Source organism: Azospirillum brasilense, from assembly GCF_001315015.1.
Taxonomy (GTDB): Bacteria; Pseudomonadota; Alphaproteobacteria; order Azospirillales; family Azospirillaceae; genus Azospirillum; species Azospirillum brasilense.
The window spans coordinates 1,374,591-1,397,783 of sequence record NZ_CP012914.1 but is presented as its reverse complement, the minus strand read 5'-3'; the positions used below and the strand labels follow the sequence as shown (position 1 = coordinate 1,397,783).

24 protein-coding genes are annotated in these 23,193 nt (G+C 68.7%); 12 read left to right on the top strand and 12 right to left on the bottom strand.

Annotated features, from left to right (window positions below; translation table 11 throughout):
- Window positions 1-23: 23 nt before the first annotated feature.
- On the bottom strand, window positions 24-1,214 hold the full coding sequence (locus AMK58_RS06415; RefSeq protein WP_059398733.1) for a divergent polysaccharide deacetylase family protein: 1,191 nt from the start codon (window positions 1,212-1,214) through the stop codon (window positions 24-26).
- Between the two features lie 119 nt (window positions 1,215-1,333).
- On the opposite strand from AMK58_RS06415, the gene AMK58_RS06410 reads away from it, so the two are divergent.
- The 8 genes from AMK58_RS06410 to lexA all read left to right on the top strand — a co-directional run bounded on the left by AMK58_RS06410 (window position 1,334) and on the right by lexA (window position 7,461).
- Window positions 1,334-1,786, top strand: coding sequence for an STY0301 family protein (locus AMK58_RS06410; protein ID WP_059398732.1), 453 nt, complete (start codon window positions 1,334-1,336; stop codon window positions 1,784-1,786).
- Between the two features lie 169 nt (window positions 1,787-1,955).
- On the top strand, window positions 1,956-2,546 hold the full coding sequence (locus AMK58_RS06405) for an anthranilate synthase component II (RefSeq protein ID WP_035673146.1): 591 nt from the start codon (window positions 1,956-1,958) through the stop codon (window positions 2,544-2,546).
- Window positions 2,543-3,616, top strand: a complete 1,074-nt coding sequence (trpD, locus tag AMK58_RS06400; protein WP_035673144.1) for an anthranilate phosphoribosyltransferase — start codon at window positions 2,543-2,545, stop codon at window positions 3,614-3,616. Before AMK58_RS06405 ends, trpD begins: the two co-directional genes overlap by 4 nt.
- The gene (gene trpC / locus AMK58_RS06395) at window positions 3,613-4,401 is read left to right on the top strand and encodes an indole-3-glycerol phosphate synthase TrpC (protein ID WP_035673142.1); all 789 of its coding nucleotides are present in this window, start codon (window positions 3,613-3,615) and stop codon (window positions 4,399-4,401) included. Before trpD ends, trpC begins: the two co-directional genes overlap by 4 nt.
- A 35-nt stretch (window positions 4,402-4,436) precedes the next feature.
- The gene (locus AMK58_RS06390) at window positions 4,437-4,898 is read left to right on the top strand and encodes a GNAT family N-acetyltransferase (protein WP_079285013.1); all 462 of its coding nucleotides are present in this window, start codon (window positions 4,437-4,439) and stop codon (window positions 4,896-4,898) included.
- The gene (gene moaC / locus AMK58_RS06385) at window positions 4,895-5,389 is read left to right on the top strand and encodes a cyclic pyranopterin monophosphate synthase MoaC (protein ID WP_035673139.1); all 495 of its coding nucleotides are present in this window, start codon (window positions 4,895-4,897) and stop codon (window positions 5,387-5,389) included. Before AMK58_RS06390 ends, moaC begins: the two co-directional genes overlap by 4 nt.
- Window positions 5,389-6,606: a molybdopterin molybdotransferase MoeA gene (locus tag AMK58_RS06380; RefSeq protein ID WP_059399042.1), complete on the top strand. Its 1,218-nt coding sequence runs from the start codon at window positions 5,389-5,391 to the stop codon at window positions 6,604-6,606. Before moaC ends, AMK58_RS06380 begins: the two co-directional genes overlap by 1 nt.
- 156 nt (window positions 6,607-6,762) lie before the next feature.
- On the top strand, window positions 6,763-7,461 hold the full coding sequence (gene lexA / locus AMK58_RS06375; protein ID WP_035680784.1) for a transcriptional repressor LexA: 699 nt from the start codon (window positions 6,763-6,765) through the stop codon (window positions 7,459-7,461).
- Between the two features lie 25 nt (window positions 7,462-7,486).
- On the opposite strand, the gene AMK58_RS06370 is transcribed toward lexA, so the two are convergent.
- Window positions 7,487-9,679: a ComEC/Rec2 family competence protein gene (locus AMK58_RS06370; protein ID WP_079285014.1), complete on the bottom strand. Its 2,193-nt coding sequence runs from the start codon at window positions 9,677-9,679 to the stop codon at window positions 7,487-7,489.
- Window positions 9,680-9,843: 164 nt separating this feature from the next.
- Between AMK58_RS06370 and gltX the strand changes: the two genes are divergently transcribed.
- The 3 genes from gltX to AMK58_RS06355 all read left to right on the top strand — a co-directional run bounded on the left by gltX (window position 9,844) and on the right by AMK58_RS06355 (window position 12,863).
- Window positions 9,844-11,256, top strand: a complete 1,413-nt coding sequence (gltX, locus tag AMK58_RS06365; protein WP_035680787.1) for a glutamate--tRNA ligase — start codon at window positions 9,844-9,846, stop codon at window positions 11,254-11,256.
- Window positions 11,257-11,350: 94 nt separating this feature from the next.
- Window positions 11,351-12,664 (top strand): citrate synthase, encoded by a 1,314-nt coding sequence (gltA, locus tag AMK58_RS06360; protein ID WP_059398731.1) that lies wholly within the window; start codon window positions 11,351-11,353, stop codon window positions 12,662-12,664.
- Complete coding sequence (locus AMK58_RS06355; protein WP_014240168.1) at window positions 12,657-12,863, top strand: hypothetical protein; 207 nt, start codon at window positions 12,657-12,659, stop codon at window positions 12,861-12,863. Before gltA ends, AMK58_RS06355 begins: the two co-directional genes overlap by 8 nt.
- A gap of 4 nt (window positions 12,864-12,867) precedes the next feature.
- On the opposite strand, the gene AMK58_RS06350 is transcribed toward AMK58_RS06355, so the two are convergent.
- The gene (locus AMK58_RS06350) at window positions 12,868-13,476 is read right to left on the bottom strand and encodes a glutathione S-transferase family protein (protein ID WP_035680793.1); all 609 of its coding nucleotides are present in this window, start codon (window positions 13,474-13,476) and stop codon (window positions 12,868-12,870) included.
- A gap of 56 nt (window positions 13,477-13,532) precedes the next feature.
- Window positions 13,533-14,453 carry a LysR substrate-binding domain-containing protein gene (locus AMK58_RS06345; RefSeq protein ID WP_059398730.1) on the bottom strand — a complete coding sequence of 307 codons (921 nt, stop codon included), beginning with the start codon at window positions 14,451-14,453 and terminating at the stop codon, window positions 13,533-13,535.
- A 121-nt stretch (window positions 14,454-14,574) separates the two neighbouring features.
- On the opposite strand from AMK58_RS06345, the gene AMK58_RS06340 reads away from it, so the two are divergent.
- On the top strand, window positions 14,575-15,102 hold the full coding sequence (locus AMK58_RS06340; protein ID WP_035673130.1) for a GNAT family N-acetyltransferase: 528 nt from the start codon (window positions 14,575-14,577) through the stop codon (window positions 15,100-15,102).
- 6 nt (window positions 15,103-15,108) lie between these two features.
- On the opposite strand, the gene gloA is transcribed toward AMK58_RS06340, so the two are convergent.
- From gloA to rseP, 8 genes are all read right to left on the bottom strand, one after another.
- Window positions 15,109-15,504, bottom strand: coding sequence for a lactoylglutathione lyase (gene gloA, locus AMK58_RS06335; RefSeq protein WP_014240164.1), 396 nt, complete (start codon window positions 15,502-15,504; stop codon window positions 15,109-15,111).
- Window positions 15,501-16,721: a lipid-A-disaccharide synthase gene (gene lpxB / locus AMK58_RS06330; RefSeq protein WP_059398729.1), complete on the bottom strand. Its 1,221-nt coding sequence runs from the start codon at window positions 16,719-16,721 to the stop codon at window positions 15,501-15,503. Before lpxB ends, gloA begins: the two co-directional genes overlap by 4 nt.
- The gene (locus tag AMK58_RS06325; protein ID WP_059398728.1) at window positions 16,718-17,560 is read right to left on the bottom strand and encodes an LpxI family protein; all 843 of its coding nucleotides are present in this window, start codon (window positions 17,558-17,560) and stop codon (window positions 16,718-16,720) included. Before AMK58_RS06325 ends, lpxB begins: the two co-directional genes overlap by 4 nt.
- Before the next feature lie 52 nt (window positions 17,561-17,612).
- Window positions 17,613-18,401, bottom strand: coding sequence for an acyl-ACP--UDP-N-acetylglucosamine O-acyltransferase (lpxA, locus tag AMK58_RS06320; protein ID WP_035673114.1), 789 nt, complete (start codon window positions 18,399-18,401; stop codon window positions 17,613-17,615).
- Window positions 18,398-18,868, bottom strand: coding sequence for a 3-hydroxyacyl-ACP dehydratase FabZ (gene fabZ / locus AMK58_RS06315; RefSeq protein WP_035673111.1), 471 nt, complete (start codon window positions 18,866-18,868; stop codon window positions 18,398-18,400). The genes lpxA and fabZ overlap by 4 nt, the downstream gene beginning before the upstream one ends.
- 214 nt (window positions 18,869-19,082) lie before the next feature.
- Window positions 19,083-19,661, bottom strand: coding sequence for an OmpH/Skp family outer membrane protein (locus AMK58_RS06310; RefSeq protein ID WP_035673109.1), 579 nt, complete (start codon window positions 19,659-19,661; stop codon window positions 19,083-19,085).
- A 1-nt stretch (window position 19,662) separates the two neighbouring features.
- On the bottom strand, window positions 19,663-22,029 hold the full coding sequence (gene bamA, locus AMK58_RS06305; RefSeq protein WP_051140192.1) for an outer membrane protein assembly factor BamA: 2,367 nt from the start codon (window positions 22,027-22,029) through the stop codon (window positions 19,663-19,665).
- Window positions 22,030-22,058: 29 nt separating this feature from the next.
- On the bottom strand, window positions 22,059-23,192 hold the full coding sequence (gene rseP / locus AMK58_RS06300) for an RIP metalloprotease RseP (protein WP_035673108.1): 1,134 nt from the start codon (window positions 23,190-23,192) through the stop codon (window positions 22,059-22,061).
- Between the last annotated feature and the right edge of the window lies 1 nt (window position 23,193).

The window sequence follows — 23,193 nt, the reverse complement described above, 5'->3', positions numbered from 1 at the left end:
TTCTCCTCAAGCGGGACCGGCGGTCACCCGCCGGTGTGATGGGCGCGCACGACGGCGCTGACCGGAACCAGGACGAAGCCGCGTTTCTGCACCTCCGGCATCCAGGAGGCCAGTGCGTCGATTGTCGCATCGTGCGGGTGGCCGATGGCGATGGCGTAGCCCTGCTTGCGCGCCACCTGCTCCGTCTTGGCAAGCTGGCCGCGCACCGCCGGCACGGTCATCTCGTTGTCCAGGAAGATGTCGCGCCCGGCGAAGGGCATCTGAAGCTCCCGCGCGAGGGTCAGGCCGGCGCTCTTCGCCGTGGTCCGGCTGTCCAGCCACAACAGGCCGCGCCGCGCGATCTCCCCGAGCACGGGCGCCATGGCCGCGGAGTCGGCGGTGAAGCGGCTGCCCATGTGGTTGTTCACCCCGACATAGCCGTCGAAGCTGTCCAGCGCCGCCTTGGTCCGGCGCAGGATCTCCCCCTTGTCGAGCGACACGCGCAGCGCCTGGGGCCCCGGATCGGCAGCGCCGCTGGGTTCCATGGGAAGATGCAGCATCAGCTCGTGCCCGGCGGCGCGGGCGGCGCGGGCCTGGGCCGGCAGCTCGTGGGCGTAGGGCAGCCACGCCAGCGTCAGCGGCGCCGGCAGCGACACCGCGCGGTTCGAACGCTTGCGGTCCACGCCCATGTCGTCGATGACGATGGCGATGGCCGGCTTGCCCGGCGGGGCGCGGAAGGGCAGCGCGTTCTTCTTCCACAGCGGCGATCCCGGCGCCACCTTCGGCGGTTCCAGCGGGGCGACGGGAGGCGGCAGCATCGCCACCACCGGCTTCGGCGTCATGGCCGGCGGCGGGGGCGGTGCGGGAACCGGAACGGGGGCCGGAGCCTCGGTCACTTGGTGAGGCGGTGCCGGAACGGGCGCCGGAGCCGGTTCGGCCTCGCGAACCGGCGGAGGCGGAGGCGGGGGCGGCGCATCTGCGACCTTGGGCGGCGGCGTCTTGATCGGCGCGGCCGGGGCGATGACCGGCGCCTCCCGCTCCACGACGGTCTCCGTCTCCGGCGCGTCGCGCCCGATGATGAATCGCGCGCCGAGCGCCACCGCGAAGACCGCGATCACACCGGCCAGCGCCAGCAGGACCGGCGAGACGGCGCGCCCCGATGCGGCGGCGGGCGTTTTCGGCGATGGCTTCCGTGCCGCGGCTTTCTGGGGCTTGCGCGGCGTTTTCTTGGCCATGGGAAGGAATCTCGAACCCTGGTTTCCGGTTTGCGCGCAAGGTGGCACCCCCGCACCGTCCCTGCAACAGCGGAGCGGGGTGGAGGCGCCTGCCGGCTGGGACTATGCTGTGACCCGCCATGCTCCGCACCCTGATCCTCCTGACGCTCCTCATCACCGCCACCGCCGGCCCCGCCCTCGCGAACGAGGTCCGCTGCCCGGCCAGCCTGACCGTGCAGGCCCAGCCGGAGGCGCCCGGCGGCTGGTCGCCCTACCCGGCGAAGGACCAGCACGCCTTCGCCGGCGTCACCCTGGTGGAGGGCGACCGGGCGGCGCAGATGGCCGCCCCGGCCCCGGCGGCGCTGGAGCCGGACCGCAGCCTGCGGCGGGGCCGCTCGGAGATCCGGCAATGGGACTTCCCCGCCGCGCGGCGCGACAACGTCTTCCTGATCTGCCGCTACGCCGGAACGCAGGCCACGCTGGCCATCGACCTGCCGCGCACGGTGCGGCGCTGCCAGATCACCGAGGAGACCGACGCGCGCGGCATGGTGCTGGACAAGCCGGCGACGGCGCCGCAGTTCCTCTGCCGCTGATTCTCCGCCGAGTCGAGGTTCGGACGGGCTGGAAATCCACCGCTCCAGCCGCTAGGGTACCCGCCTTGGAACAAGGCCGGAACGCTATTCCGGGACGATCGGGCCGGGAACAATGGACCCGAGACCGACGGACCGGAAACGACAGGCCGGAAGGATGCCGGGGCGCCCCATGCTGCTGCTCATCGATAATTACGACAGCTTCACCTACAACCTCGTCCATTACCTGGGCGAACTGGGCGCCGAACTGGACGTCCGCCGCAACGACAGCCTGACGGTGGAGGAGGCCATGGCGCTCCGCCCCGAAGGGATCGTGCTGTCGCCCGGCCCCTGCGACCCGGACAAGGCGGGCATCTGCCTGCCGCTGATCGACGCCGCCGCCAAGGCCGGCGTTCCGCTGATGGGCGTGTGCCTGGGCCATCAGGCCATCGGGCAGGCCTTCGGCGGCACGGTGCTGCGCGCGCCGGTGCCGATGCACGGCAAGGTCGACCGCATGTTCCACCAGGGGCGCGGCGTCCTGAAGGACCTGCCCTCGCCCTTCCGGGCCACCCGCTACCACTCGCTGATCGTCGAGCGCGCCACCCTGCCCGCCTGCCTGGAGGTGACCGGCGAGACGGAGGACGGGCTGATCATGGCGCTGTCCCACCGCGAGCTGCCGATCCACGGCGTGCAGTTCCACCCGGAAAGCATCGAGAGCGAGCACGGGCACAAGATCCTGGAAAACTTCCTGAACACGACCCGCCGGCTGGAGACCGCCGCATGAGCACGCCGTCCGCGCCGCACGGCGACCTGACCGACATGAAGGCGATCCTCGCCAAGGTCGCCGCCGGCAACGCCCTGAACGAAGCGGAGGCCTCGCTGGCCTTCGACATCATCATGTCGGGCAACGCCACCCCGTCGCAGATGGGCGGCTTCCTGATGGCGCTGCGCGTGCGCGGCGAGACGGTGGACGAGATCACCGGGGCCGCCCGCGTCATGCGCGCCAAGGCGATCCCGGTGGAGGCGCCGGACGGCACCATCGACACCTGCGGCACCGGCGGCGACGGCTCGGGCACCTACAACATCTCCACCGCCGCGGCCGTGGTCATCGCGGCCTGCGGCGTGCCGGTGGCCAAGCACGGCAACCGCGCCATGTCGTCCAAGTCGGGCGCCGCCGACGTGCTGGGCGCGCTGGGCGTCAACCTGGACTGCGACCTGGGTCTGGTGCGCAAGGCCCTGTGGGACGCCCGCATCGGCTTCCTGATGGCGCCGCGCCACCATCTCGCCATGCGCAACGTCGGCCCGACCCGCGTGGAGCTGGGCACCCGCACCATCTTCAACCTGCTGGGGCCGCTGTCCAACCCGGCCAGCGCCAAGCGCCAACTTCTCGGCGTCTACGCCAAGCAGTGGGTGGAGCCGCTGGCCCATGTGCTGAAGCGGCTGGGGTCGGAGGCCGCCTGGATCGTCCATGGCTCCGACGGGCTGGACGAGATCACCACCACCGGCCCGACCACCGTTGCGCAGTTGAAGGACGGCGAGGTCACGGTGTTCGAGATCGAACCGGAGCAGGCCGGCATCTTCCGCGCCCGACCGGAGCTTCTGAAGGGCGGCGACGCCCATGTGAACGCCGAGGCCATCCGCGCGCTGTTCGACGGGGCGCAGGGCGCCTATCGCGACATCGTCCTGCTGAACGCCGCCGCCGCGCTGCATGTGGCGGGCAAGGCCGGCGACCTGAAGGAAGGCGTCGAGCGGGCCCGCCACGCCATCGACAGCGGCGCTGCCCGCGCCGTGCTCCAGCACCTCGTGTCCATCACCAATTCGTCCATCACCAACGAACCGGTTGCCGCGCCATGAGCGACGTCCTGACCCGCATCTGCGACGACAAGCGCGCGCTGGTCCAAGCCCGCAAATCCGCCCGCCCGCTGTCCGCTGTGGAGGACGATGCCCGCAGCGCCGACCCGGCGCGCGGCTTCATCCGCGCGCTGCGCCGCACGGTGGACGGGGGCCGCTACGGCCTGATCGCCGAGATCAAGAAGGCCAGCCCGTCCAAGGGCCTGATCCGCCCGGACTTCGACCCGCCGTCGCTGGCGCGCGCCTACCGCGGGGGCGGCGCCACCTGCCTGTCCGTACTGACCGACGAGCCCTATTTCCAGGGCTGCGACGACTACCTGCTGTCCGCCCGCGCCGCGGTGGACCTGCCGGTGCTGCGCAAGGACTTCATGGTCGATCCCTACCAGATCGCCGAATCCCGCGCGCTGGGCGCCGACTGCATCCTGATCATCATGGCCGCGCTGAGCGACGCGCAGGCCGTGGAGATCGAGGACGCCGCCATCGCCTGGGGCCTGGACGTGCTGGTCGAGGTGCACAACCGCGAGGAGCTTGACCGCGCCCTGGCGCTGAAGACTCCGCTGCTCGGCGTGAACAACCGGAACCTGAAGACCCTGGCGGTGGACATCGCCACGACGGAGGAACTGGCGGCCCACGTGCCCGCCGACCGCATGCTGGTCGCCGAAAGCGGTCTCTACAGCCCGGCGGACCTGTCGCGCATGGCGGCGGTCGGCGCGCGCTGTTTCCTGGTCGGTGAATCGCTGATGCGGCAGGAGGATGTGAGCGCGGCCACCCGCGCCCTGCTCGCCTGAGACAAAACAATAAAGCAATGGGGAGGAGCGACGCCGTGCCGAACGTGACCATTGCCCGTGAAAGCCCGCTCCAGGACGCGGTGGTTCAGCTCATCGAGGAGTTGGACCGTTACCTGGGCGACCTCTACCCGGCCGAGAGCAACCACCTGCTCGACCTGCAAACGCTGGCGAAACCGGACATCCGCTTCCTGGTCGCCCGGCGGTCGGGAACCGTGGTCGGTTGCGGCGCCATGCGCATCGACACCGAAGGCGGCTATGGCGAGGTCAAGCGGATGTTCGTCCAGCCGACCGCGCGCGGCGGCCAGATCGGGCGCCGCCTTCTGGAGCGCATCGAGGACGAGGCCCGCGCCGCCGGCCTATCGGCGTTGTTGTTGGAAACCGGCGTCTATCAGGACGAGGCCATCGCGCTCTACCGCAAGCAGGGCTTCGCCGACCGCGGCCCGTTCGGCCCCTACGGTCCGGACCCGCTGAGCCTGTTCATGGAGAAACCCCTATGACCGACCAGCCCGCTGGCGGCTTCACCCATTTCGACGCCGAAGGCCGCGCGGTCATGGTGGACGTGTCCGGCAAGGCCGACACGGAGCGCTCGGCGACCGCCCGCGGCTCCGTTCTGATGCAGCCGGAAACGTTGGCGCTCATCCTCCAGGGCGGCGTCAAGAAGGGCGATGTCCTGTCGGTGGCCCGCTTGGCCGGCATCATGGGGGCCAAGCGCACGCCGGACCTGATCCCGCTCTGCCACCCGCTGATGCTGACCTCGGTCAAGGTCGACCTGACCTGCGACCCCGAACGCAACGCCGTGGACATCACCGCCACCTGCAAGCTGAGGGGCCAGACCGGCGTGGAGATGGAGGCGCTGACCGCCGTGTCGGTCGCGGCACTCACCGTCTATGACATGTGCAAGGCGGTGGACCGCGGCATGACCATCACCGAGGTGAAACTGCTGCACAAGGCCGGCGGCAAGAGCGGCGAATGGGGGAGCGCGGTCTGATGTTGCAGGTTGGTGAAGCCCGCGCCCGCATCCTCGCTGCCTTCACCGCCCTGCCGGCGGAGACGGTGCCGCTGCCCGACGCGCTGGGGCGCGTCCTGGCGGAGCCCGCCGTCGCCCGCCTGACCCAGCCGCCTTTCGCCGCCGCCGCCATGGACGGCTGGGCCGTCCGCGCCACCGACATCGTCCCGGCGTCGGGGGATGCGCCGGTCACCCTGCGCCGCATCGGCGAGTCCGCGGCCGGCCACGCCTTCGCCGGATCGGTCGGCGCCGGCGAGGCCGTGCGCATCTTCACCGGCGCCCCTCTGCCCACCGGCGCCGACGCCGTGGTGATGCAGGAGGATTGCGAGGACGCCGGGGATCGCGTGCGCGTCGGGCGCGCCGTGCCCGCGGGGCGCTTCATCCGTCCCGCCGGTCTGGACTTCGCCGCGGGAGAGGAGTTGCTTCCCAAGGGACGGTTGCTGACCGCCCGCGACGTCGCCCTGGCCGCCGCCGCCAACCTGCCCTGGCTGCGCGTCCACCGCCGCCCGCGGGTCGCCGTGCTCGCCACCGGTGACGAGATCGCCCTGCCCGGCGATCCGCTGGGGCCGAGCCAGATCGTCAGCTCCAACGCGCTCGGCCTGTGCGCGCTGGTCGCCAGCCAGGGCGGGCTCGCCCACAATCTCGGCGTGGCCAAGGACGATCCGGAGCATCTCGCCGCCATGGCCGCCGGGGCGGCCGGCTGCGACCTGCTGGTGACCACGGGCGGCGCCTCGCAAGGCGAGCACGACCATGTGCGCGACGTGCTGGGCGGGCTGTCGCTGGACTTCTACCGCGTCGCCATGAAGCCCGGCAAACCGTTGATTTTCGGGACGGCGAACGGAGTGCCGCTGCTCGGCCTGCCCGGCAACCCGGTGTCCACCGGCGTGGCCGCCCTGCTGTTCCTGGTGCCCGTCCTCCGCCGTCTCCAGGGGTTGCCCGCCGAGAGCGCCACGCTCACGGCCCGGCTCGGCGCGCCGCTGAAGGCCAACGACGACCGTACGGATTTCCTGCGCGCCACGCTGTCCACCGGAGCGGACGGCGAGCCCGTCGCCACCCCCTTCCCGCGCCAGGACAGCGCGATGATGTCCCGGCTGGCCCGGGCCGATGCCCTGATCGTCCGCGAGCCGCAGGCAACCGCCGCCGCTGTGGGCGACCGCGTGACGGTAATCCCGCTGAGCGGCGGTGTCCTGTCGCTTTAATCCGTTCCGCACCGGAAATCCATTTGGAAGTCCTGTCCGTCGATTTGCGATTGATTTCATTCGTAGGGCTTGACGGGGGTTAAGAACCAAACTAGAACAAGAAGGAACGTTTTGCTTTTGTTCCATATCTAGTGCGGAACCGGCCGGGAGGCACAAATGCTCACGCGCAAGCAGCATGAATTGCTGCTTTTCATCAACGAGCGGCTCGGGCAGGGCGGTGTGTCCCCTTCCTTCGACGAAATGAAGGACGCTCTCAACCTGAAGTCCAAGTCGGGCATCCACCGCCTCATCACGGGGCTGGAGGAGCGCGGCTTCATCCGCCGCCTGCCCCACCGCGCCCGCGCGCTGGAGGTGCTGCGCCTGCCGGAGGGGCTGGAGACCGCCCGCACCCGGCCGCCGCGCGCCAAGTTCCAGCCCAACGTCATCAAGGGCGACTTCAGCTTCGCGGGGCGGGAGGCGAATCCGGCATCGGAATCGGTGCAGCTTCCGCTCTACGGCCGGATCGCCGCGGGTACGCCCATCGAGGCGCTGCGCGACGGTTCCGCCTTCGTGGACGTTCCCGCGGCCATGCTCGGCATGGGCGACCACTACGCGCTGGAAGTCGCCGGCGATTCGATGGTCGAGGCCGGCATCCTCGACCATGACACGGTGGTCATCCAGCGCTGCGACAGCGCGGACAACGGCTCGATCGTCGTCGCCCTGGTCGACGACGCCGAGGTCACGCTGAAGCGCCTGCGCCGCAAGGGCAACACCGTGGCGCTCGAACCCGCCAACGCCGCCTACGAGACGCGCATCTTCGGCGCCGACCGCGTCCGGGTGCAGGGCCGCCTCGTCGGTCTGGTGCGGAAGTACTGACAGCAGGACGCGCCGGGGCGGCGGTTCAGCGCGCCCCGGTCCTTCCATCGGTCAGCGTCCCGCCCATCGTCCTTCCTCCCATCGTCCACGGGCGGTCCCCGCGCCGACCGCGCACGCTTTCCACCCGGATGCCCTGGTCCGACAGATAAAGCGCCTGCGCACCCTCCCGCCGCAGGCGCCAGCGGTCGATGACCAGCGGCGCCCGGCACCCGCGCGATGGAGTCGCGGTCACCACCGCATCGGCCACTGCGCAATCCTCCGGCAAGGCATCGGGCTGGCGCAGCAGCGCCACCGTCTTCCCCTGCGCTCGGTAAAGGCATCCCAGAGCATCGCAGCGCAGCCCCCCGTCCAGGCTGACCCCGGCGAGCGGCCAGACATCCTGACCGGCCTTCCCCTCCGGCTTCTCCATGCCGTCGCGCCGCCTCCACGTGTTGGCGACCCGCCCGTCGCTGGCGGTGGAGAGGCTGAGAATCCCCTCCGCGCCGCGCACGGCCATAAGCTTGCCGTCCTCCGACACCAGAATGTCGGGCCGCGGCGCGACGGCCGGGGCGACCAGTCCGCCGGCCAAGGCCACCAGCCCCAACCAGCGCCAGCGTCCTGTCCAGATGGCCAGCCACAACCCGCCCAGCGTGACCGCCGCGATGGCGGCGTCCGGCATGGCCGGCAGGAACGCCGTCGCTCCAGGCAGCGCCGCGGTCCGCTCCGCCGTTTCGATGACCAGCCGGACGCCCCAGCTCATCGCCGTGACCGCCGGCCCCTCCAGCCCGAAGGGCAGCAGCAAGTATGACAGCAAACTGAAAGGCATGATCCACACCGTCGTGATGGGGATCGCCACCATGTTGGACAGCACGCCGTAAAAGGCGACCTGCTGGAAATGATAGAGCCCGTAGGGCGTCGTCGCGACCGTCGCCACCACGCTGGAAAAGACAATTCCGCCCAGCGCCATGACACCCTTGCCGAGCCAGCCCATCTCGCGCCGCCGCCGCACCGCCCAGGGCGTGAAGCGTTCGAAGGCGGCGATCAGGGCGACGACCGCCGCGAAGGACATCTGGAAGCTCGGCCCCAGCATCCCCTCCGGGTCATAGAGGACGGTGACGATGCCGGCGAAGGCGACCAGCCGCATGCTGATCGGCGACCGGTCGGCGATCACCGCGCCCATGACGAGGCCGGTCATCAGCACCGACCGCAGCGTCGGCAGGGGAGCCCCCACCAGTAGCGTGTAGAGGATGGCCGACAGGATGCCGGCCAGCGCCGCGATCTTCTTGATCGGCCAGCGCAGCGCGATCCAGGGAACCAGCGCCAGCAGCGCCCGCACCACCCAAAAGACGATTCCCGCGGCGATGCCCACATGCAGGCCGGAAATGGACAGGAGATGCGCGAGGCCGCTGTCACGGAAGGCGTCCATCATCGGTCCTGGAATCGCCGCCGCGTCGCCGTTCAGCAAGGCGGCGGTGACACTGGCCTCCGCGGAATCGCTCACGACGGCACGAACCCGCTCGGCGATGGCGGCGCGCGCCCGCTCGAAGGCCACCGTCACCCGGCGCCAGCCGCCGGGCGGTGGCGCATCCTGGGCAACGGGGGCACCCATGACGAAGCCGACCGCGCCGAAGCCTTCGAAATAGGCGCGCCGCTGCAGGTCGAACGCTCCCGGCTCTGCCGGGGCGGCCGGCGGGTGGAGCATGGCGCGCAGCCGGACCACCGTCCCGGCCTCCGGCGGTGTCACCTTGGCCGGCAGATGCAGGCGGACCCGCGCCGGCGTCGCTTCCGGGGGCAACCGCTCCACCGCCAGTTCACCGATCATCAACCGCGTGCCGGTGGGCTGCCGTTCGATCGCCAGCACCCGCCCGGTGACCTGCACCGGTCCAAGCTCGCGCGTCAGCATCGGTGCCATCGCCGCCACGCTGTGCAGTTGCACCGCGGCGAAGCCCAGAGCGACGCTCAACAGCCCCAGCAGCAGAACGACCGGCGCCAGACGCCGCCGCGCCAGCCACAGCAGAGGCAGACAGCCGACCGCGGCGCCCGGCCCCAGCCAGAGCGGCGGCTCGGCGGGCAGGCCGAAATACAGCGCCACACCCGCCCCGGTCCCCACCGGCAGCCACAGCGCCCAGCGCTCCCGCTCCGCGGCGAGACACTCCAACGCCCCTGCGGCAAGGCGCGCGGCAATGCCGCGACGGACAGGACCGGCATCGCCCTCCTCCGCCGCCAAACCCTCGGCCATGCCCTCTTCAACCCCGTGGGCCATACTGTCGCCTATGCGCGCAAGGCAAATGCCTCCGGCGCCGTTAATGTGTTACACCACCGCACCACCGCAGTCGCACCGCAGCAGCAGCCGCGCGGCCGCCGCAGCACTGTAGCAGCGCCGAACCTGGAATTGAGCCTCCCATGACCGTCGTCACCCGTTTCGCCCCGTCGCCCACCGGCTTTCTCCACATCGGCGGTGCCCGCACCGCGCTGTTCAACTGGCTGTACGCCCGCCGCAACGGCGGCACGTACCTGCTGCGCATCGAGGACACCGACCGCCAGCGCTCGACGGACGCCGCGGTGGACGCCATCCTCGACGGCCTGTCCTGGCTCGGCCTCGACTGGGACGGCGACGCGGTCAGCCAGTTCGCCCGCAAGGACCGCCACGCCGAGGTGGCGCAGCAGATGCTGGCCGCCGGCCGCGCCTATTACTGCTACGCGAGCCCCGAGGAGCTGGAGGACATGCGCGCCGCCCAGAAGGCCGCGGGCCAGCCGGTGCGCTACGACGGGCGCTGGCGCGACCGCGACCCGTCCGAGGCTCCGGCCGGCGTGAAGCCGGTGATCCGCCTGAAAGCGCCGCAGGAGGGCGAGACGGTCCTGAAGGACCGCGTCCAGGGCGAGGTGACGGTGCAGAACGCCCAGCTCGACGACCTGATCCTGCTGCGCGCCGACGGCACCCCGACCTATCTGCTGGCGGTGGTGGTCGACGACCACGACATGGGCGTGACCCACGTCATCCGCGGCGACGACCATCTGACCAACACCTTCCGCCAGATCCAGATCTTCAACGCCATGGGCTGGGACCTGCCGGAGTTCGGCCATATCCCGCTGATCCACGGTCCGGACGGCGCCAAGCTGTCGAAGCGCCACGGCGCGCTGGGCGTCGACGCCTACCGCGACATGGGCTACCTGCCGGAGGCGATCCGCAACTACCTGCTGCGGCTCGGCTGGGGGCACGGCGACGACGAGATCATCTCGACCGAACAGGCCGTGGAGTGGTTCAACCTTGAGGGCATCGGGCGCTCCCCCTCGCGCTTCGACTTCGCCAAGCTGGAGAACCTGAACGCCCATTACATGCGGCAGGCCGACGACGCCCGCCTCGTGGGTCTGGCTGCCCCACGGCTGGAGGCCGAGCTTGGCCGCGCGCTGACCGAGTCGGAGCGCGATCTGCTGACCCGCGCCATGAACGGGCTGAAGCAACGCGCCCGCACCGTGGTCGATCTCACCCAGAGCGCCCGCTTCTACCTCGCCGCCCGTCCGCTGGCGATGGACGAGAAGGCCGCCGCGCTGTTGGACGAGAAGGGCCGCGGCGTCCTGACCGACCTCGCCGCCCGCTTCGAGGCCGAGGCGGACTTCACCGCCGCCGCCCTCGAAGGACTGGTGCGTGCCTTCGCCGAGGAGCGTGGCGAGAAGCTGGGCAAGATCGCCCAGCCGCTGCGCGCCGCGCTCACCGGTTCCACCGTGTCGCCGCCCATCTTCGAGGTGGCCGAGATCCTGGGGCGCGCGGAAACGCTGGCCCGGATGAAGGATGCCGCAACTGCAGCACGGGGATAACTTCCGTGCGTTGATATCCGCCCGGCATAGAACTATGCTGCGCGCATTCGAAAAGGGCGTTAAGCCCCAACCCTAAAGATAAGGACGTGCCGAGATGACCCAAACCGCGGACAAGGCCGATACCTTCACCCTGATCGACAACCGGACTGGCAAGCAGGTCAGCCTGCCCGTGATGAAGGGAAGCACGGGTCCGGACGTGATCGACATCCGCAAGCTCTACGCCGAGACCGGTTGTTTCACCTACGATCCGGGTTTCACTTCGACGGGCAGCTGCGAGTCCAAGATCACCTACATCGATGGTGACGAGGGTATCCTGCTGCACCGCGGTTACGCCATCGACGACCTTGCCGAGCACGCGACCTTCCCGGAGGTCTGCTTCCTCCTCCTCAACAACCACCTGCCGAACGCCGCCGAGAAGGAAGAGTTCGAGGGCATCCTGCGCGGCCACTCGATGGTGCACGAGCAGCTGACCCGCTTCTACAGCGGCTTCCGCCGCGACGCTCACCCGATGGCGGTTCTCTGCGGCGTCGTCGGCGCGCTGTCGGCCTTCTACCACGACTCGACGGACATCGAGGACCCGGTGCAGCGCAAGATCGCCGCGCACCGCCTGATCGCCAAGATCCCGGCGATCGCCGCGATGGCCTACAAGTACTCGGTCGGCCAGCCGTTCATGTACCCGCGCAACGACCTGTCGTATGCCGAGAACTTCCTCTACATGACCTTCGGCACGCCCTGCGAGCCGTACAAGGTCAACCCGGTCCTGTCCAAGGCGATGGACAAGATCTTCATCCTGCACGCCGACCACGAGCAGAACGCCTCGACCTCGACCGTCCGTCTGGCCGGCTCGTCGGGCGCCAACCCGTTCGCCTGCATCGCCGCCGGCATCGCCTCGCTGTGGGGTCCGGCCCACGGCGGCGCCAACGAGGCCGTGCTGAAGATGCTGGAGGAGATCGGCTCCGTCGATCGCATCCCGGAGATCGTCCGCCGCGCCAAGGACAAGAACGACAACTTCCGCCTGATGGGCTTCGGTCACCGGGTCTACAAGAACTACGACCCGCGCGCCCAGGTCATGCGCAAGACCTGCCATGAGGTTCTGGCCGAGCTGGGCATCAAGGACGAGCCGCTCCTCGACATCGCCATGGAGTTGGAGAAGATCGCCCTCGAAGACCCGTACTTCGTCGAGAAGAAGCTGTACCCGAACGTCGATTTCTACTCGGGCATCATCCTGAAGGCGATGGGCTTCCCGACCAGCATGTTCACCGTGCTGTTCGCCGTGGCGCGCACCGTCGGCTGGATCTCGCAGTGGAAGGAGATGATCGAGGACCCGGTCCAGAAGATCGGCCGTCCGCGTCAGCTCTACACCGGCGCGACCAAGCGGGACTTCATCCCGCTGGCCGAGCGTGGCTAACCGGCCGACAGCACACATCGGGACGGGCGGCTCCGACGGAGCCGCCCGCAGCCCGGCTGCGTTCATCGTTCCGGCGCGGCGGGTCCGTCAGGGCCAGCCGGCCGCGAACGACAACAAGCCGCCGCTCTCGCGGCGGCTTCGCCGCATCGTCTTCTATGCGGTGATTGTGGCGATGATCGCCGCGGTGGTGCTGATCTGACCGTTTAGCCCTGGGTGATCGGGATGTGCGGCCCTTCCGCCGCCACACGCTCCATCCATGCGCGCACCGCCGGATAGCCGGACAGGTCGAACTCACCCTCCTCCGCCACATGCGTGTAGGCGTAGAGCGCGATGTCGGCGATGCTGAAACGATCGCCCACGAAGAAGCGGCGCTCCGCCAGATGCCCTTCCATGACGCCCAGAGCGTCGTAGCCGAGCCGACGCTTGGTCACCACCCCCAGCTTGCGCTCCTCCGTCATCTCCACGTGGTGCGTGATCCAGAAGCGCACCGTCGCGACGTTCGGTTCGTGGCTGTACTGCTCGAAGAACATCCATTGCAGGACCCGCGCGCGTCCCTCGCGGTCGTCGGGCAGATAGGGTGTGCCTTCCGCCAGATACCACAGGATCGCGTTGGATTCCGGCAGATGGCTGCCGTCTTCCAATTGCAGCGTCGGAATGCGGCCGTTCGGATTGCGGGCCAGGAATTCCGGTGTGCGGGTCTCCGCCCGATCGATGTCCAGCTCGATCCGTTCATAGGCAATGCCCAGCTTGTGCAGCAGAAGCCGGCACTTGTAGCCATTCCCCGAAGACAGGTTGTCGTAAAGGCGCAGCATGGCGGCGTGTCTCCGCTCCAAATACATCCGATGGCGGATATAAACACGAAACGAAATCAGGCGCCAGCACGGCCCTGCGGAAACGGTACGCCGAGACGCTCCAACCGCGCCCGATCCGTTGCGGCTTCTGCCAGCAGCCAGTGCCGGAAGGCGCGGAGCACGCCGCGCCCGCGCCCCTCGGCCGGGGCGGTCAGCACGTAGCGGTCGCCGCAGGGCACCGCCGGCCCGAAGGGGACGACGAGCCGTCCGGCCTCCAGCGCCTCCAGCACCAGCGACGGGCGCCCCAGCGCAATCCCCTGCCCGGCCATGGCCGCCTGGATCACCATCACCGATTCCGAAAAGCTCAGACTGCGCGCGCCGTCCAGACTTACCCCGCTGCCGGCACGCCACAGACTCCAGTCCGGCGACGCCTGATAATGCAGCAGCGTTTGGCGGGACAGGTCGGCCGGGCCGGACAGCTGCTCGGCCAGCGACGGCGCGCAGACCGGGACCAGCGACTCCTCCGACAGAAGCGTTCCCTCCGGGCCCGGATCGCCACCGCGTATGTAGCGGATGACGGCCCAGCCGGCCTCGGCTTCCGACGCACGGTCGGTGTTGCCCCCCTCAATGTCCAGCCGCAGGTCCGGCCGGCCGTCCAGGAAACGCCCCAGCCGCGGCACCAGCCACAAGGCCGCCCAAGTCCGCGGCGCGGCGATGCGCAGCCGTTCCGGTCCTTGTCCGGCGATGCGGTCCCAGCTTTCCTGAACCCGCCCCAGCCCGGCGGTGCAGGCCTGCGCGAGATCGCGCCCGGCGTCGGTCAGGTGAAGCCCCTGCGGGGTGCGGTCGAACAGGCGGACCTTCAGCCGCTTCTCCAGATCGCCCACCTGACGGCTGACCGCCCCATGGGTCAGGCCAAGCTCGTCGGCGGCGCGGGTCATGCTGCCGTGCCGGGACGCCGCCTCGAAGGCGGCCAGGGCGGTGAAGGGAAGACGCGGCATCGGTGAGACTGCTGGGTTTCGTTGTGAGGATTCCTCACACCCTTGCCCTGCGAAGTCAATTGTGGACCGATGACGCGGCGGGCAGGCTTGGGGCACGAACAGAACCATCCCTACGCTTCCCATGACGACCCACTTGGCCATCACCGACGTTCCCGCCCTCGACGACCACCACCTGCGGGTGGAACTTGAAACCCTTCTGGAAGACGCCGTGAACAGCGGCGCCTCGGTCGGCTACCACGCCCCGCTGGAACCGCATTGGAGACGGGCCTTCTGGGACAGGGTGGCCGCCCAGCTTTCCGGTGGCGCGCACCGTCTGCTGATCGCCCGCGGGACGGAGGGAGAGTTGCTGGGAAGCGTTCAGTTGGCGCTCTGCACCAAGCCGAATGGCGCGCACCGCGCCGAAGTGCAGAAGCTGCTCGTCTTCACCCGCCATCGACGGAACGGAGTCGCGCGGCGGCTGATGGCGGCGGTGGAGGACACGGCCCGCTCATTGGGGCGCTCCCTGCTGGTGCTCGACACGCTGAAAGGCGACCGCGGCGAGCCCTTCTACGAGGCGACGGGCTGGCGTCGCGCCGGGGTGATTCCCGGCTACACGGTGGAAGCGGACGGCGCCTTCCACGACACCGTCCTCTTCTACAAAACGCTGTGAGACCGGTTACTTCGTCTCGATCAGCTCGACCTTGTAGCCGTCCGGATCCTCGATGAAGGCGATCACGGTGGTGCCGTGCTTCATCGGGCCGGGCGGGCGCGGAATTTTGACGCCTTCCTTGGCGAGTTGCTCGCAGGTGGCATAGATGTCGGGAACGCCCAGCGCGATGTGGCCATAGGCGGTGCCAATGGCGTAGGGCTCGGCCTGGTCCCAGTTGTGGGTCAGTTCCAGGACGGCGGTGTCCTTCTCGTCGCCGTAGCCGACGAAGGCCAGCGTGAAGCGCCCGCCCTCGTAATCGTTGCGGCGTAGCAGCTTCATGCCGAGCAGGCGGGTGTAGAAGTCCAGCGACTTCTCCAGATCATAGACCCGGAGCATCGTGTGCAGCAGGCGGAATTGGCTCATGGTCTCGTCTCCCAAGCGGGTTCTTGCGCTCTCGTCTTATCCGGCCTCGTCTTATGCAAACGGCCGGCGGCAACCTCCAGCACGACCTGGGCGGCGCGTTCGCTGGGTGGCGTTCCGCCCTGCCCCAGCCAGCGCGCCACCTCGACCACCCCATCGATCTGTGCCGCGCGGGCGGCGGGATCGTCGAGCAGGCGGCCCAGCTCTGCGGCCAGCCGGTCAGCCCGGCAATCCTCCTGAAGCAGCTCCGGCACCAGCATGCGGTCGAGCATCAGATTGACCAGATTGACGTATTTGACCCGGATCAGCCGCCGGTACAAGGCCACCGTCACCGGGTTGAGACGGTAGGCGATCACCGTCGGCAGGCGGGCCAGCGCCAGCTCCAGCGCCACCGTTCCGGACGCCGCCAGCGCGGCCTCCGCCGCCGCAAAGGCGTCGTATTTCGGGCCGTCGCCCTCGACGAGGATGGTGGGCATCGGCCAGCCCGCCACCTCCGCCGCCACGCGGTCGCGCACCGTCGCCACGGTCGGCACCACGGCGACCAGCTCCGGATGAGACGGCAGCAAGCGCTCAAGCGTGGCGCGGAAGTCAGGGAGGAGGCGGGACACCTCGCCCTTCCGGCTTCCCGGCAGGACGGCGACGACCCGCGCATCCGGTGCCAGCCCATGGGCCTCGCGGAAGCGCTGCGCGTCGCCATGCCCGGCGCCGCTCTCCACCACCGAATGGCCGACGAAGGTGCAGGGAAGCCCTTCCTTCTCGAAATAGGGCGGCTCGAAGGGCAGGATGGCCAGCAGATGATCGTAGATCGCCGCGTACTTGGCGGCGCGCTTCGGCTTCCAGGCCCAGACGGTCGGCGCCACATAATGGATCAGCGGGATGTCCGGCGCCTGCGCCTTGACCCGCTTGGACACCCGCACCGTGAAGCCCGGCGAATCGATGCCCACCACCGCGTCGGGCCGCAGCCGCAGAATCTCGGCAACCGTCTGGTCGATGCGGCGCAACAGGTTGGGGAGATGGGGCAGCAGTTCGAACACGCCGAACAGCGTCAGCTCGCCCATCGGAAACAGGCTGTCCAGCCCCTCCGCGACCATCTTCTCGCCGCCGATGCCGGCAAAGCGCACCCGCCCGCCGGTCAGCCGCTTGCAGGCGGCCATCAGCCGCGCGCCCAGCGCGTCGCCGGAGGGCTCCCCGGCGATCAGGAAAATCAGCGGATCGCTCACGACCGGGTCTCCGACGCAACGGTGATGCCGACGACGAAGAGACCCAGCCGGTCGGCGGTCTCGGCCACCGCGGCGCGGTCCACCAGCAGGCTGCCGCCCGCCTCGACCGCAATGCCGCGCAGACCGGCACGTGCGGCGTTCTCCACGGTCGTCACCCCCATGGTTGGCAGATCCAAGCGGCGGTCCTGTTGCGGCTTCTTCACCTTGACCAGAACGCCGCCCGCCCCGGGCCGCGCCAGCCCGGCGCAGCGGGCCAGCATGGCGTCGGTGCCCTCGATGGCCTCGACGGCGAGCACGATCCCCTGCTGCACCACGGCGCCCTGCCCGACGTCGAGCGCGCCGAGCGCGCGGGCGACCTCGACGGCGCGGGCGATGTCGCGCTCCGCCTCGGCGTCCGGCCGCAGCCGGCCCACCGGCCCGGACGGGGTTAGAATCTCGCCGAGCAGGTCGTGCAGACCGACGACCCGGAACCCCTCCCCTTCGAGTTCGCGCGCGACGGAGCGCAGCAGTCCATCGTCACCGAGCGCGCGGGTGCCGACCTTGGCGAGGAACTTGGTGGTGTACCAGTCGGGAAGAAGCTCGGTGAATGACGGCCGGCGCACCGGTCCGGCGAAGACCAGCTCCGTCACCTTTTCCTTCTTCAACCGGTCGATGATGCTGCCGGCGGCGCCGAAGCGGCTCCACAAATGGGGAAGGCCCGCGACGGTGGCGGGATCGGTGTGGCCGTCGAAGGCTACGACGAAGACCTCACGCCCCTGGCCGCGCACCGCGGCGGCGATGCGGGCCGGCAAGGTGCCGCCGCCCGCCAAAATGCCGAGCTTGGGAAGAGGCTGCGACATGGCCGGGACTCTCCCAGAAATCAGAACATAAAAAGAGGAGCGTGAAGGCTCCTCAGCCCTCGCGCGGCTGGCAGAGCGACCGCGAGGCGCGCGCGAAGGTCAGCACGTCGGCAACCAGCGTCTGCTGCCCCATGTCGCGCCCGACCTCCTCCATGCGCTCGGCAAAGGTGCCCTCGTTGCCGAACAGCAGACGGTAGGCGGCACGCAGGGCGTGGATCTCGTCCTTCTGGAAACCGCGACGCTCCAGCCCGACGAGATTCAGGCCGGCCAGACGGGCGCGGTCGCCCATGACGAGGCCGTAGGGAATAACGTCCTTTTCTACGCCGGACATACCGCCGATCATGGCGTGCGACCCGATGCGGACGAACTGGCGAACCGCCGACAGCCCGCCGATGGTCACGAAATCGCCCAGCTCCACATGGCCGGCCAACGTGGCGTTGTTCGCCAAAACCGCGTTGTTGCCGACGACGCAGTCGTGGGCAACGTGGACGCCGACCATGAACAGGCCGTTGTCGCCGATTCGCGTGACCATGCCACCGCCCTCAGTGCCGGGGCTCATGGTGACATGTTCGCGGATCTGGTTGTTGCGCCCGATGATCAGTTCGGACGGCTCACCCTTGAACTTGAGGTCCTGCGGACGGTGGCCGATGGATGCGAAGGGGTAGATGACCGAGTCGCTGCCTATATGCGTGCGGCCCTCGACCACCACATGGGAGGTCAGCCGCACGCGGTCGCCCAGTTGAACAGCCGGCCCGACCACACAAAAGGGACCGATGGAAACGTCTTCGCCCAGCTTGGCGGCCGGATCGACGACCGCCGTCGGGTGAATGGAAACGCTCATTTCTCGTCCAGGATCATGGCGGAATAGACGGCTTCGGCGACCAGGACACCGTTGACCTTGGCCTCACCCTTGAACTTCCACACGTTGGCGCGCTGGCGCTGCTTGGTCACATGGATGTGGATGGTGTCGCCGGGCGTGACCGGGCGGCGGAAGCGCGCCTCGTCCACGGTCATGAAGTAGACCAGCTTGCCCTCGGATTCCTTGCCCAACGTGGCGACCACCAGAACGGCGGAGGTCTGGGCCATCGCCTCGATGATCATCACGCCCGGCATCACCGGTCGCGACGGGAAGTGCCCCTGAAAGAACGGCTCGTTGATGGTGACGTTCTTCACGCCGGTGGCGCTTTCGCCCAGCGTGATGTCAATCACCCGGTCGATCATCAGAATCGGATAGCGATGCGGGATCATTTCCATGATCCGCATGATGTCGAGGTCGGCTATCTTCTTGTTGTCCGCCGTCACATCCATGGTCCGGCCGCCCGCCTTTCAAAATCCACGAAACGCCCCGCGCCGCGCCTGTGGCGGCACGGGGCGAAGCCCCTTGTGCCCCATTTCCAGGGATTTGGCAATCCCGACGCCGCCGGGTTTCCGAGGGCCCGTACGTCAAGCGCCTATGAAAAAGCCGCCACGCTCCCCTGCGGGAACGTGGCGGCCGATCCATCTGTGCCCTACTGCCCGCGCCTTACTGCTTGGGAACGGTCAGCGCGACCTGGGGCAGCTTCTTGTTCACCCGCTCCAGCACCACGTCGGTGACGTCGAGCTGGGTGTCAACCAGGACGAACTGCTGGCGGGCGAGGACCAGGTTGGCGCCGCGCTCGCGCGCGACGTCGGCCACGATCTCGACCATGTTCTTGTGGACGACGGCCATCGCCTCGTTCAGCGCGTTTTCCAGGGCGCGCTTGCGGCTCTGCACCGTCTTCTGGACCTCGCCAACCTGCTTCTCGAAGTCGCGGCGCTTGTTGGCCAGCGCGTCCGGAGCCAGCACGGTCTGCTGCTTGCGCAGTTCCTCCTCGGACTTGCGCAGCTTGTCCTCCAGCGAGGCGATTTCCTTCTGGTAGGTCTCGCGCAGCGATTCGAAGGACTTCGAGACGCCCTTGGAGGCGTTCGACTCCTGCATGATCTTCTGGACGTCGACGACCGCGATGACCGGCGCCTTGAGGTTGTCGGTCGGCTTGTCTTCGGCGAAGGACGGCGTCGCCATCGCGACGCCCGCCAACACCGCACCGGCGGCGACCAGCGCCCTGAGCTTGCTGAACTGCATGTTAGAACCTGGTTCCAAAGCTGAAGCGGAAGATCTCTTTCTTGTCGTAATCTTCCTTGAGAATCGGGACCGCGAAGTCAAGGCGGATCGGCCCGAAGGGCGAGCGCCAGGACAAGCCGGTGCCGACCGACAGGCGGACCGATTCGTCGTCGGGGACGAGCGGATCGTTGATGTCGACCTTGCCCAGCGTGCCGACGTCGGAGAAAGCATGTCCCTTCAGCCCGAACTCCTCGGGCAGGCCGACCGGGAAGCTCATCTCGACCGACCCGCGGTAATAGCGGGTGCCGCCCAGAGCGTCACCGGTGCGCAGGTCGCGCGGGCCGATGCCGGCGGTGTTGAAGCCGCGCAGCGTGTCGCCGCCCAGGAAGAAGCGGTCGGACAGGAACACGTCCTTGCCGATGCCGACGATGTAGCCGACTTCACCCGTGGTGCTGAGCACCCAGCTTTCGTCGAACAGCGGCAGGTAATAGCCGGCGCCGAGGCGGTTGCGCAGGAAGCGGGCGTTGCCGCCCACGCCGGCGAAATCGTTCGTCAGGCGGACGTAATAGCCTTCCGTCGGGTTCAGGCGGCTGTTGCGGCGGTCGTAGGTCAGTTCCTGCCCGATCAGCGACGTCGTGCGCGCGCCCTTCTGGTCCTGGATGTACTGCGACGCGCTGCTGGGAACGCTGGTGATGTCGGTGTTCTGGAGCTGGTAATAGACGCGCTGGCGCAGGTTCTCCGTCAGCGGGTAGCCCATGCGCAGGGCCATGCCGGTGCTCTTCTCGTCGAAGGAGCTTTCGTCCTGATAGTCGCGGGTGATGCGGAACAGGTCGAAACCGGCGGACAGGTCGCGGTCGAGGAAGTACGGCTCGGTGAAGGAGACGTCGTACTCCTGGCGGCTGCCCGACACGGTGGCGCCGAAGCGCAGATCCTGGCCGCGGCCCAGCAGGTTGCGCTCGCGGATCGAGAAGTCGGCCAGCGGACCGTCCGAGGTCGAGTAGCCGGCGCCGATGGAGATTTCACCGGTGGACTGCTCGGTCACCTCGACGTTCATCACGGTGCGATCGGGCGCCGAGCCTTCCGCGGTGGTGATGTTGACGCGCTCGAAATAGCCCAGGTCCTTGATGCGCTGCTCGGAGCGGCGCAGCTTGGTCGTGCTGAACGGGTCGCCTTCGGACAGCAGCATCTCGCGCCGGACCACCTTGTCCAGCGTGCGGACGTTGCCGGTCACGTCGATGCGCTCCACAAAGACGCGCGGCCCCTCGACAATGTCGTAGACGATGTCGATGGTCTGGTTGTCACGGTTGCGCGAAATCCGCGGGCGGACGTCCACGAAGGCGTATTGCAGGTCGCCGACGGCGTTGGACAGCTTGGTGATGGTGTTTTCCACCTCCTGCGCGTTGTACCAGTCGCCCTCGCGCGTGGTCAGCACGCTGCGCAGTTGCTCCGGGTCCAACGCCTTCAGAGAGGTGCTGATGTCCATCTTGCCGAACTTGTAGCGCTCGCCCTCGTCCACCGTGAAGGTGATGACGAAGTCCTCGCGGTCCGGCGTCAGCTCCGCCACGGCGGAGACAACGCGGAAGTCGGCGTAGCCTTCCTTGAGGTAATAGCGGCGCAGCAGGTCGCGGTCGTAGTTCAGGCGGTCCGGATCGTAGTTGTCGTCCGACGTCATGAAGCGCCACCAGGCGCTTTCCCGCGTCTGGATCGCCTCGCGCAGCGTCCCGTCGGAGAACTTCTCGTTGCCGATGAAGGTGATGCTGCGCACGCCGGTGCGCACACCTTCGTTGATCTCGAACACCAGATCGACACGGTTCTGGTCGAGCTGGATGATCTTCGGCTCGACGGTCGCGGCGAAGCGCCCCTGGCGGCGGTAGATGTCCAGGATGCGCTGCACGTCGCTCTGGACGCGGGTGCGGGTGTAGACGACGCGGGGACGGAGCTGGATTTCCTTTTCCAGATTCTCCTTCTCGATGCGCCGGTTCCCCTCGAAGGCGATGCGGTTGATGATCGGGTTTTCCGCCACCTGCACCACCAGCGCATCGCCGTCGCGCTTCAGCACGACGTCGGCGAACAGGCCCGTGTTGAACAGGGCCTTCAGCGACTGGTCGATGCGGTCGGGATCGAAGGGATCGCCGGGCGCCACCGCGAGGTAGGAGCGGACCGTCGTCGGCTCGATGCGCTGGACGCCCTCCACCCGGATGTCCCGGATGGTGCCGCCCGAGAACATCTGCGCCACCAGCGTCCCGTCGCCGAAGGCGGCGGATTTCGCCGCCCCCGGATTGGGCGCGCCCGCCTGGGCCCAGGCTGCGTGGGAAAGGGCAAGAGAAACCGTCGTCATGGCGCAACCGGCCATCAGGCCGAACGCCAGAACCCTGCTCGACACCCGCAAAGCTCGCTCCCTGGCTTTGGGGGCATCCCTCAGGATATCAGCCCCCTAAAGAAATCCACCACGCGAAGCTGAACGAGATCGTTCCACGTGGCGAAAACCATGAGCGTTAATACCAAAGCAAGCCCGATGCGGAAACCGTATTCTTGTGCTTTAGGTCCGAGAGGACGCCCACGGAGTCCTTCAAGGGCGTAGAACATCAGATGGCCGCCGTCAAGCAGCGGAACCGGAAACAGATTGATCATGCCGAGGTTCACGGACAGGAAGGTCATGAACCAGATCAGCGGGTACCAGCCGGATTGCGCGACCTCGCCGGACATCTGGGCGATGCGCAGCGGCCCGCCCAGTTCCTCGGTGCCACGCGAGCCCTCGATCATCTGGCCGAGCGCCACGAAGGTGCCGGACACCATGCCGACGACCTCCCGTCCCGCCTGCCACAGGGCGGTGAACGGGTCGTGGCGTTTCGTTTCCGCCCCACCGCGCATGATGCCGAGCTGGCCGATGCGGTGCGTGTTGCCGAGTCGGTCGGTGACCTCGCGCACGTCCGGAGTCGCCGTCAGATTGACCGAACGCCCGTCGCGCTGCACCACCATCTCCAGCGGCGCCCCTGGCTGCATCGAGACGATCTGCCGGATCTCCTCGAATCGCTGGATGCCGCTGCCGTTGATCGACACGATCAGGTCGCCCGGCTGCAGGCCGGCGCGCTCCGCCGCACTGCCCGGCTGCACGCCACCGACGTCCGGCGGGGTGAAGGACTGGCCGGCGGTGGCGAAGAGGACGGCCAGCACGACGATGGAAAACAGGAAATTCGCGATGGGGCCCGCCGCCACGATGGCCGCCCGCTGGCCGAGCCGCTTGTGGTGGAAGGACACCGCCTGCTCTTCGGCGCTCATGCTCTGGGTGTGGGCGCCGGGCGTGCTTGCCGGGTCGGCGTCGCCGAACATCTTCACATAGCCGCCGAGCGGGATCGCGCTGAACTTCCAGCGCGTCCCGGAACGGTCGGTCCAACCGAACAGCTCAGGTCCGAAGCCGATGGAGAAGACCTCGATGCGCACGCCGTTGCGGCGCGCCACGAGGTAGTGACCGAGTTCGTGCACAAACACGAGCACGGTGAGGACCAGCAGAAAAGACAGAAGCGTGGTCCCGAAGCCGCCCATGACGTCCATC

Bases quoted from the DNA above. Each gene is read 5' to 3' on its own strand.
- gltX (WP_035680787.1), top strand. From the start codon at position 9,844: ATGACCGTCGTCACCCGTTTCGCCCCGTCGCCCACCGGCTTTCTCCAC.
- trpC (WP_035673142.1), top strand. From the start codon at position 3,613: ATGAGCGACGTCCTGACCCGCATCTGCGACGACAAGCGCGCGCTGGTC.
- moaC (WP_035673139.1), top strand. From the start codon at position 4,895: ATGACCGACCAGCCCGCTGGCGGCTTCACCCATTTCGACGCCGAAGGC.
- rseP (WP_035673108.1), bottom strand. From the start codon at position 23,192: ATGGACGTCATGGGCGGCTTCGGGACCACGCTTCTGTCTTTTCTGCTG.
- AMK58_RS06415 (WP_059398733.1), bottom strand. From the start codon at position 1,214: ATGGCCAAGAAAACGCCGCGCAAGCCCCAGAAAGCCGCGGCACGGAAG.
- trpD (WP_035673144.1), top strand. From the start codon at position 2,543: ATGAGCACGCCGTCCGCGCCGCACGGCGACCTGACCGACATGAAGGCG.
- lexA (WP_035680784.1), top strand. From the start codon at position 6,763: ATGCTCACGCGCAAGCAGCATGAATTGCTGCTTTTCATCAACGAGCGG.
- AMK58_RS06410 (WP_059398732.1), top strand. From the start codon at position 1,334: ATGCTCCGCACCCTGATCCTCCTGACGCTCCTCATCACCGCCACCGCC.
- AMK58_RS06325 (WP_059398728.1), bottom strand. From the start codon at position 17,560: ATGTCGCAGCCTCTTCCCAAGCTCGGCATTTTGGCGGGCGGCGGCACC.
- AMK58_RS06340 (WP_035673130.1), top strand. From the start codon at position 14,575: ATGACGACCCACTTGGCCATCACCGACGTTCCCGCCCTCGACGACCAC.
- gltA (WP_059398731.1), top strand. From the start codon at position 11,351: ATGACCCAAACCGCGGACAAGGCCGATACCTTCACCCTGATCGACAAC.
- AMK58_RS06380 (WP_059399042.1), top strand. From the start codon at position 5,389: ATGTTGCAGGTTGGTGAAGCCCGCGCCCGCATCCTCGCTGCCTTCACC.
- AMK58_RS06310 (WP_035673109.1), bottom strand. From the start codon at position 19,661: ATGCAGTTCAGCAAGCTCAGGGCGCTGGTCGCCGCCGGTGCGGTGTTG.
- AMK58_RS06405 (WP_035673146.1), top strand. From the start codon at position 1,956: ATGCTGCTGCTCATCGATAATTACGACAGCTTCACCTACAACCTCGTC.
- AMK58_RS06350 (WP_035680793.1), bottom strand. From the start codon at position 13,476: ATGCTGCGCCTTTACGACAACCTGTCTTCGGGGAATGGCTACAAGTGC.
- gloA (WP_014240164.1), bottom strand. From the start codon at position 15,504: ATGAGCCAATTCCGCCTGCTGCACACGATGCTCCGGGTCTATGATCTG.
- AMK58_RS06345 (WP_059398730.1), bottom strand. From the start codon at position 14,453: ATGCCGCGTCTTCCCTTCACCGCCCTGGCCGCCTTCGAGGCGGCGTCC.
- AMK58_RS06370 (WP_079285014.1), bottom strand. From the start codon at position 9,679: ATGGCCGAGGGTTTGGCGGCGGAGGAGGGCGATGCCGGTCCTGTCCGT.
- fabZ (WP_035673111.1), bottom strand. From the start codon at position 18,868: ATGGATGTGACGGCGGACAACAAGAAGATAGCCGACCTCGACATCATG.
- lpxA (WP_035673114.1), bottom strand. From the start codon at position 18,401: ATGAGCGTTTCCATTCACCCGACGGCGGTCGTCGATCCGGCCGCCAAG.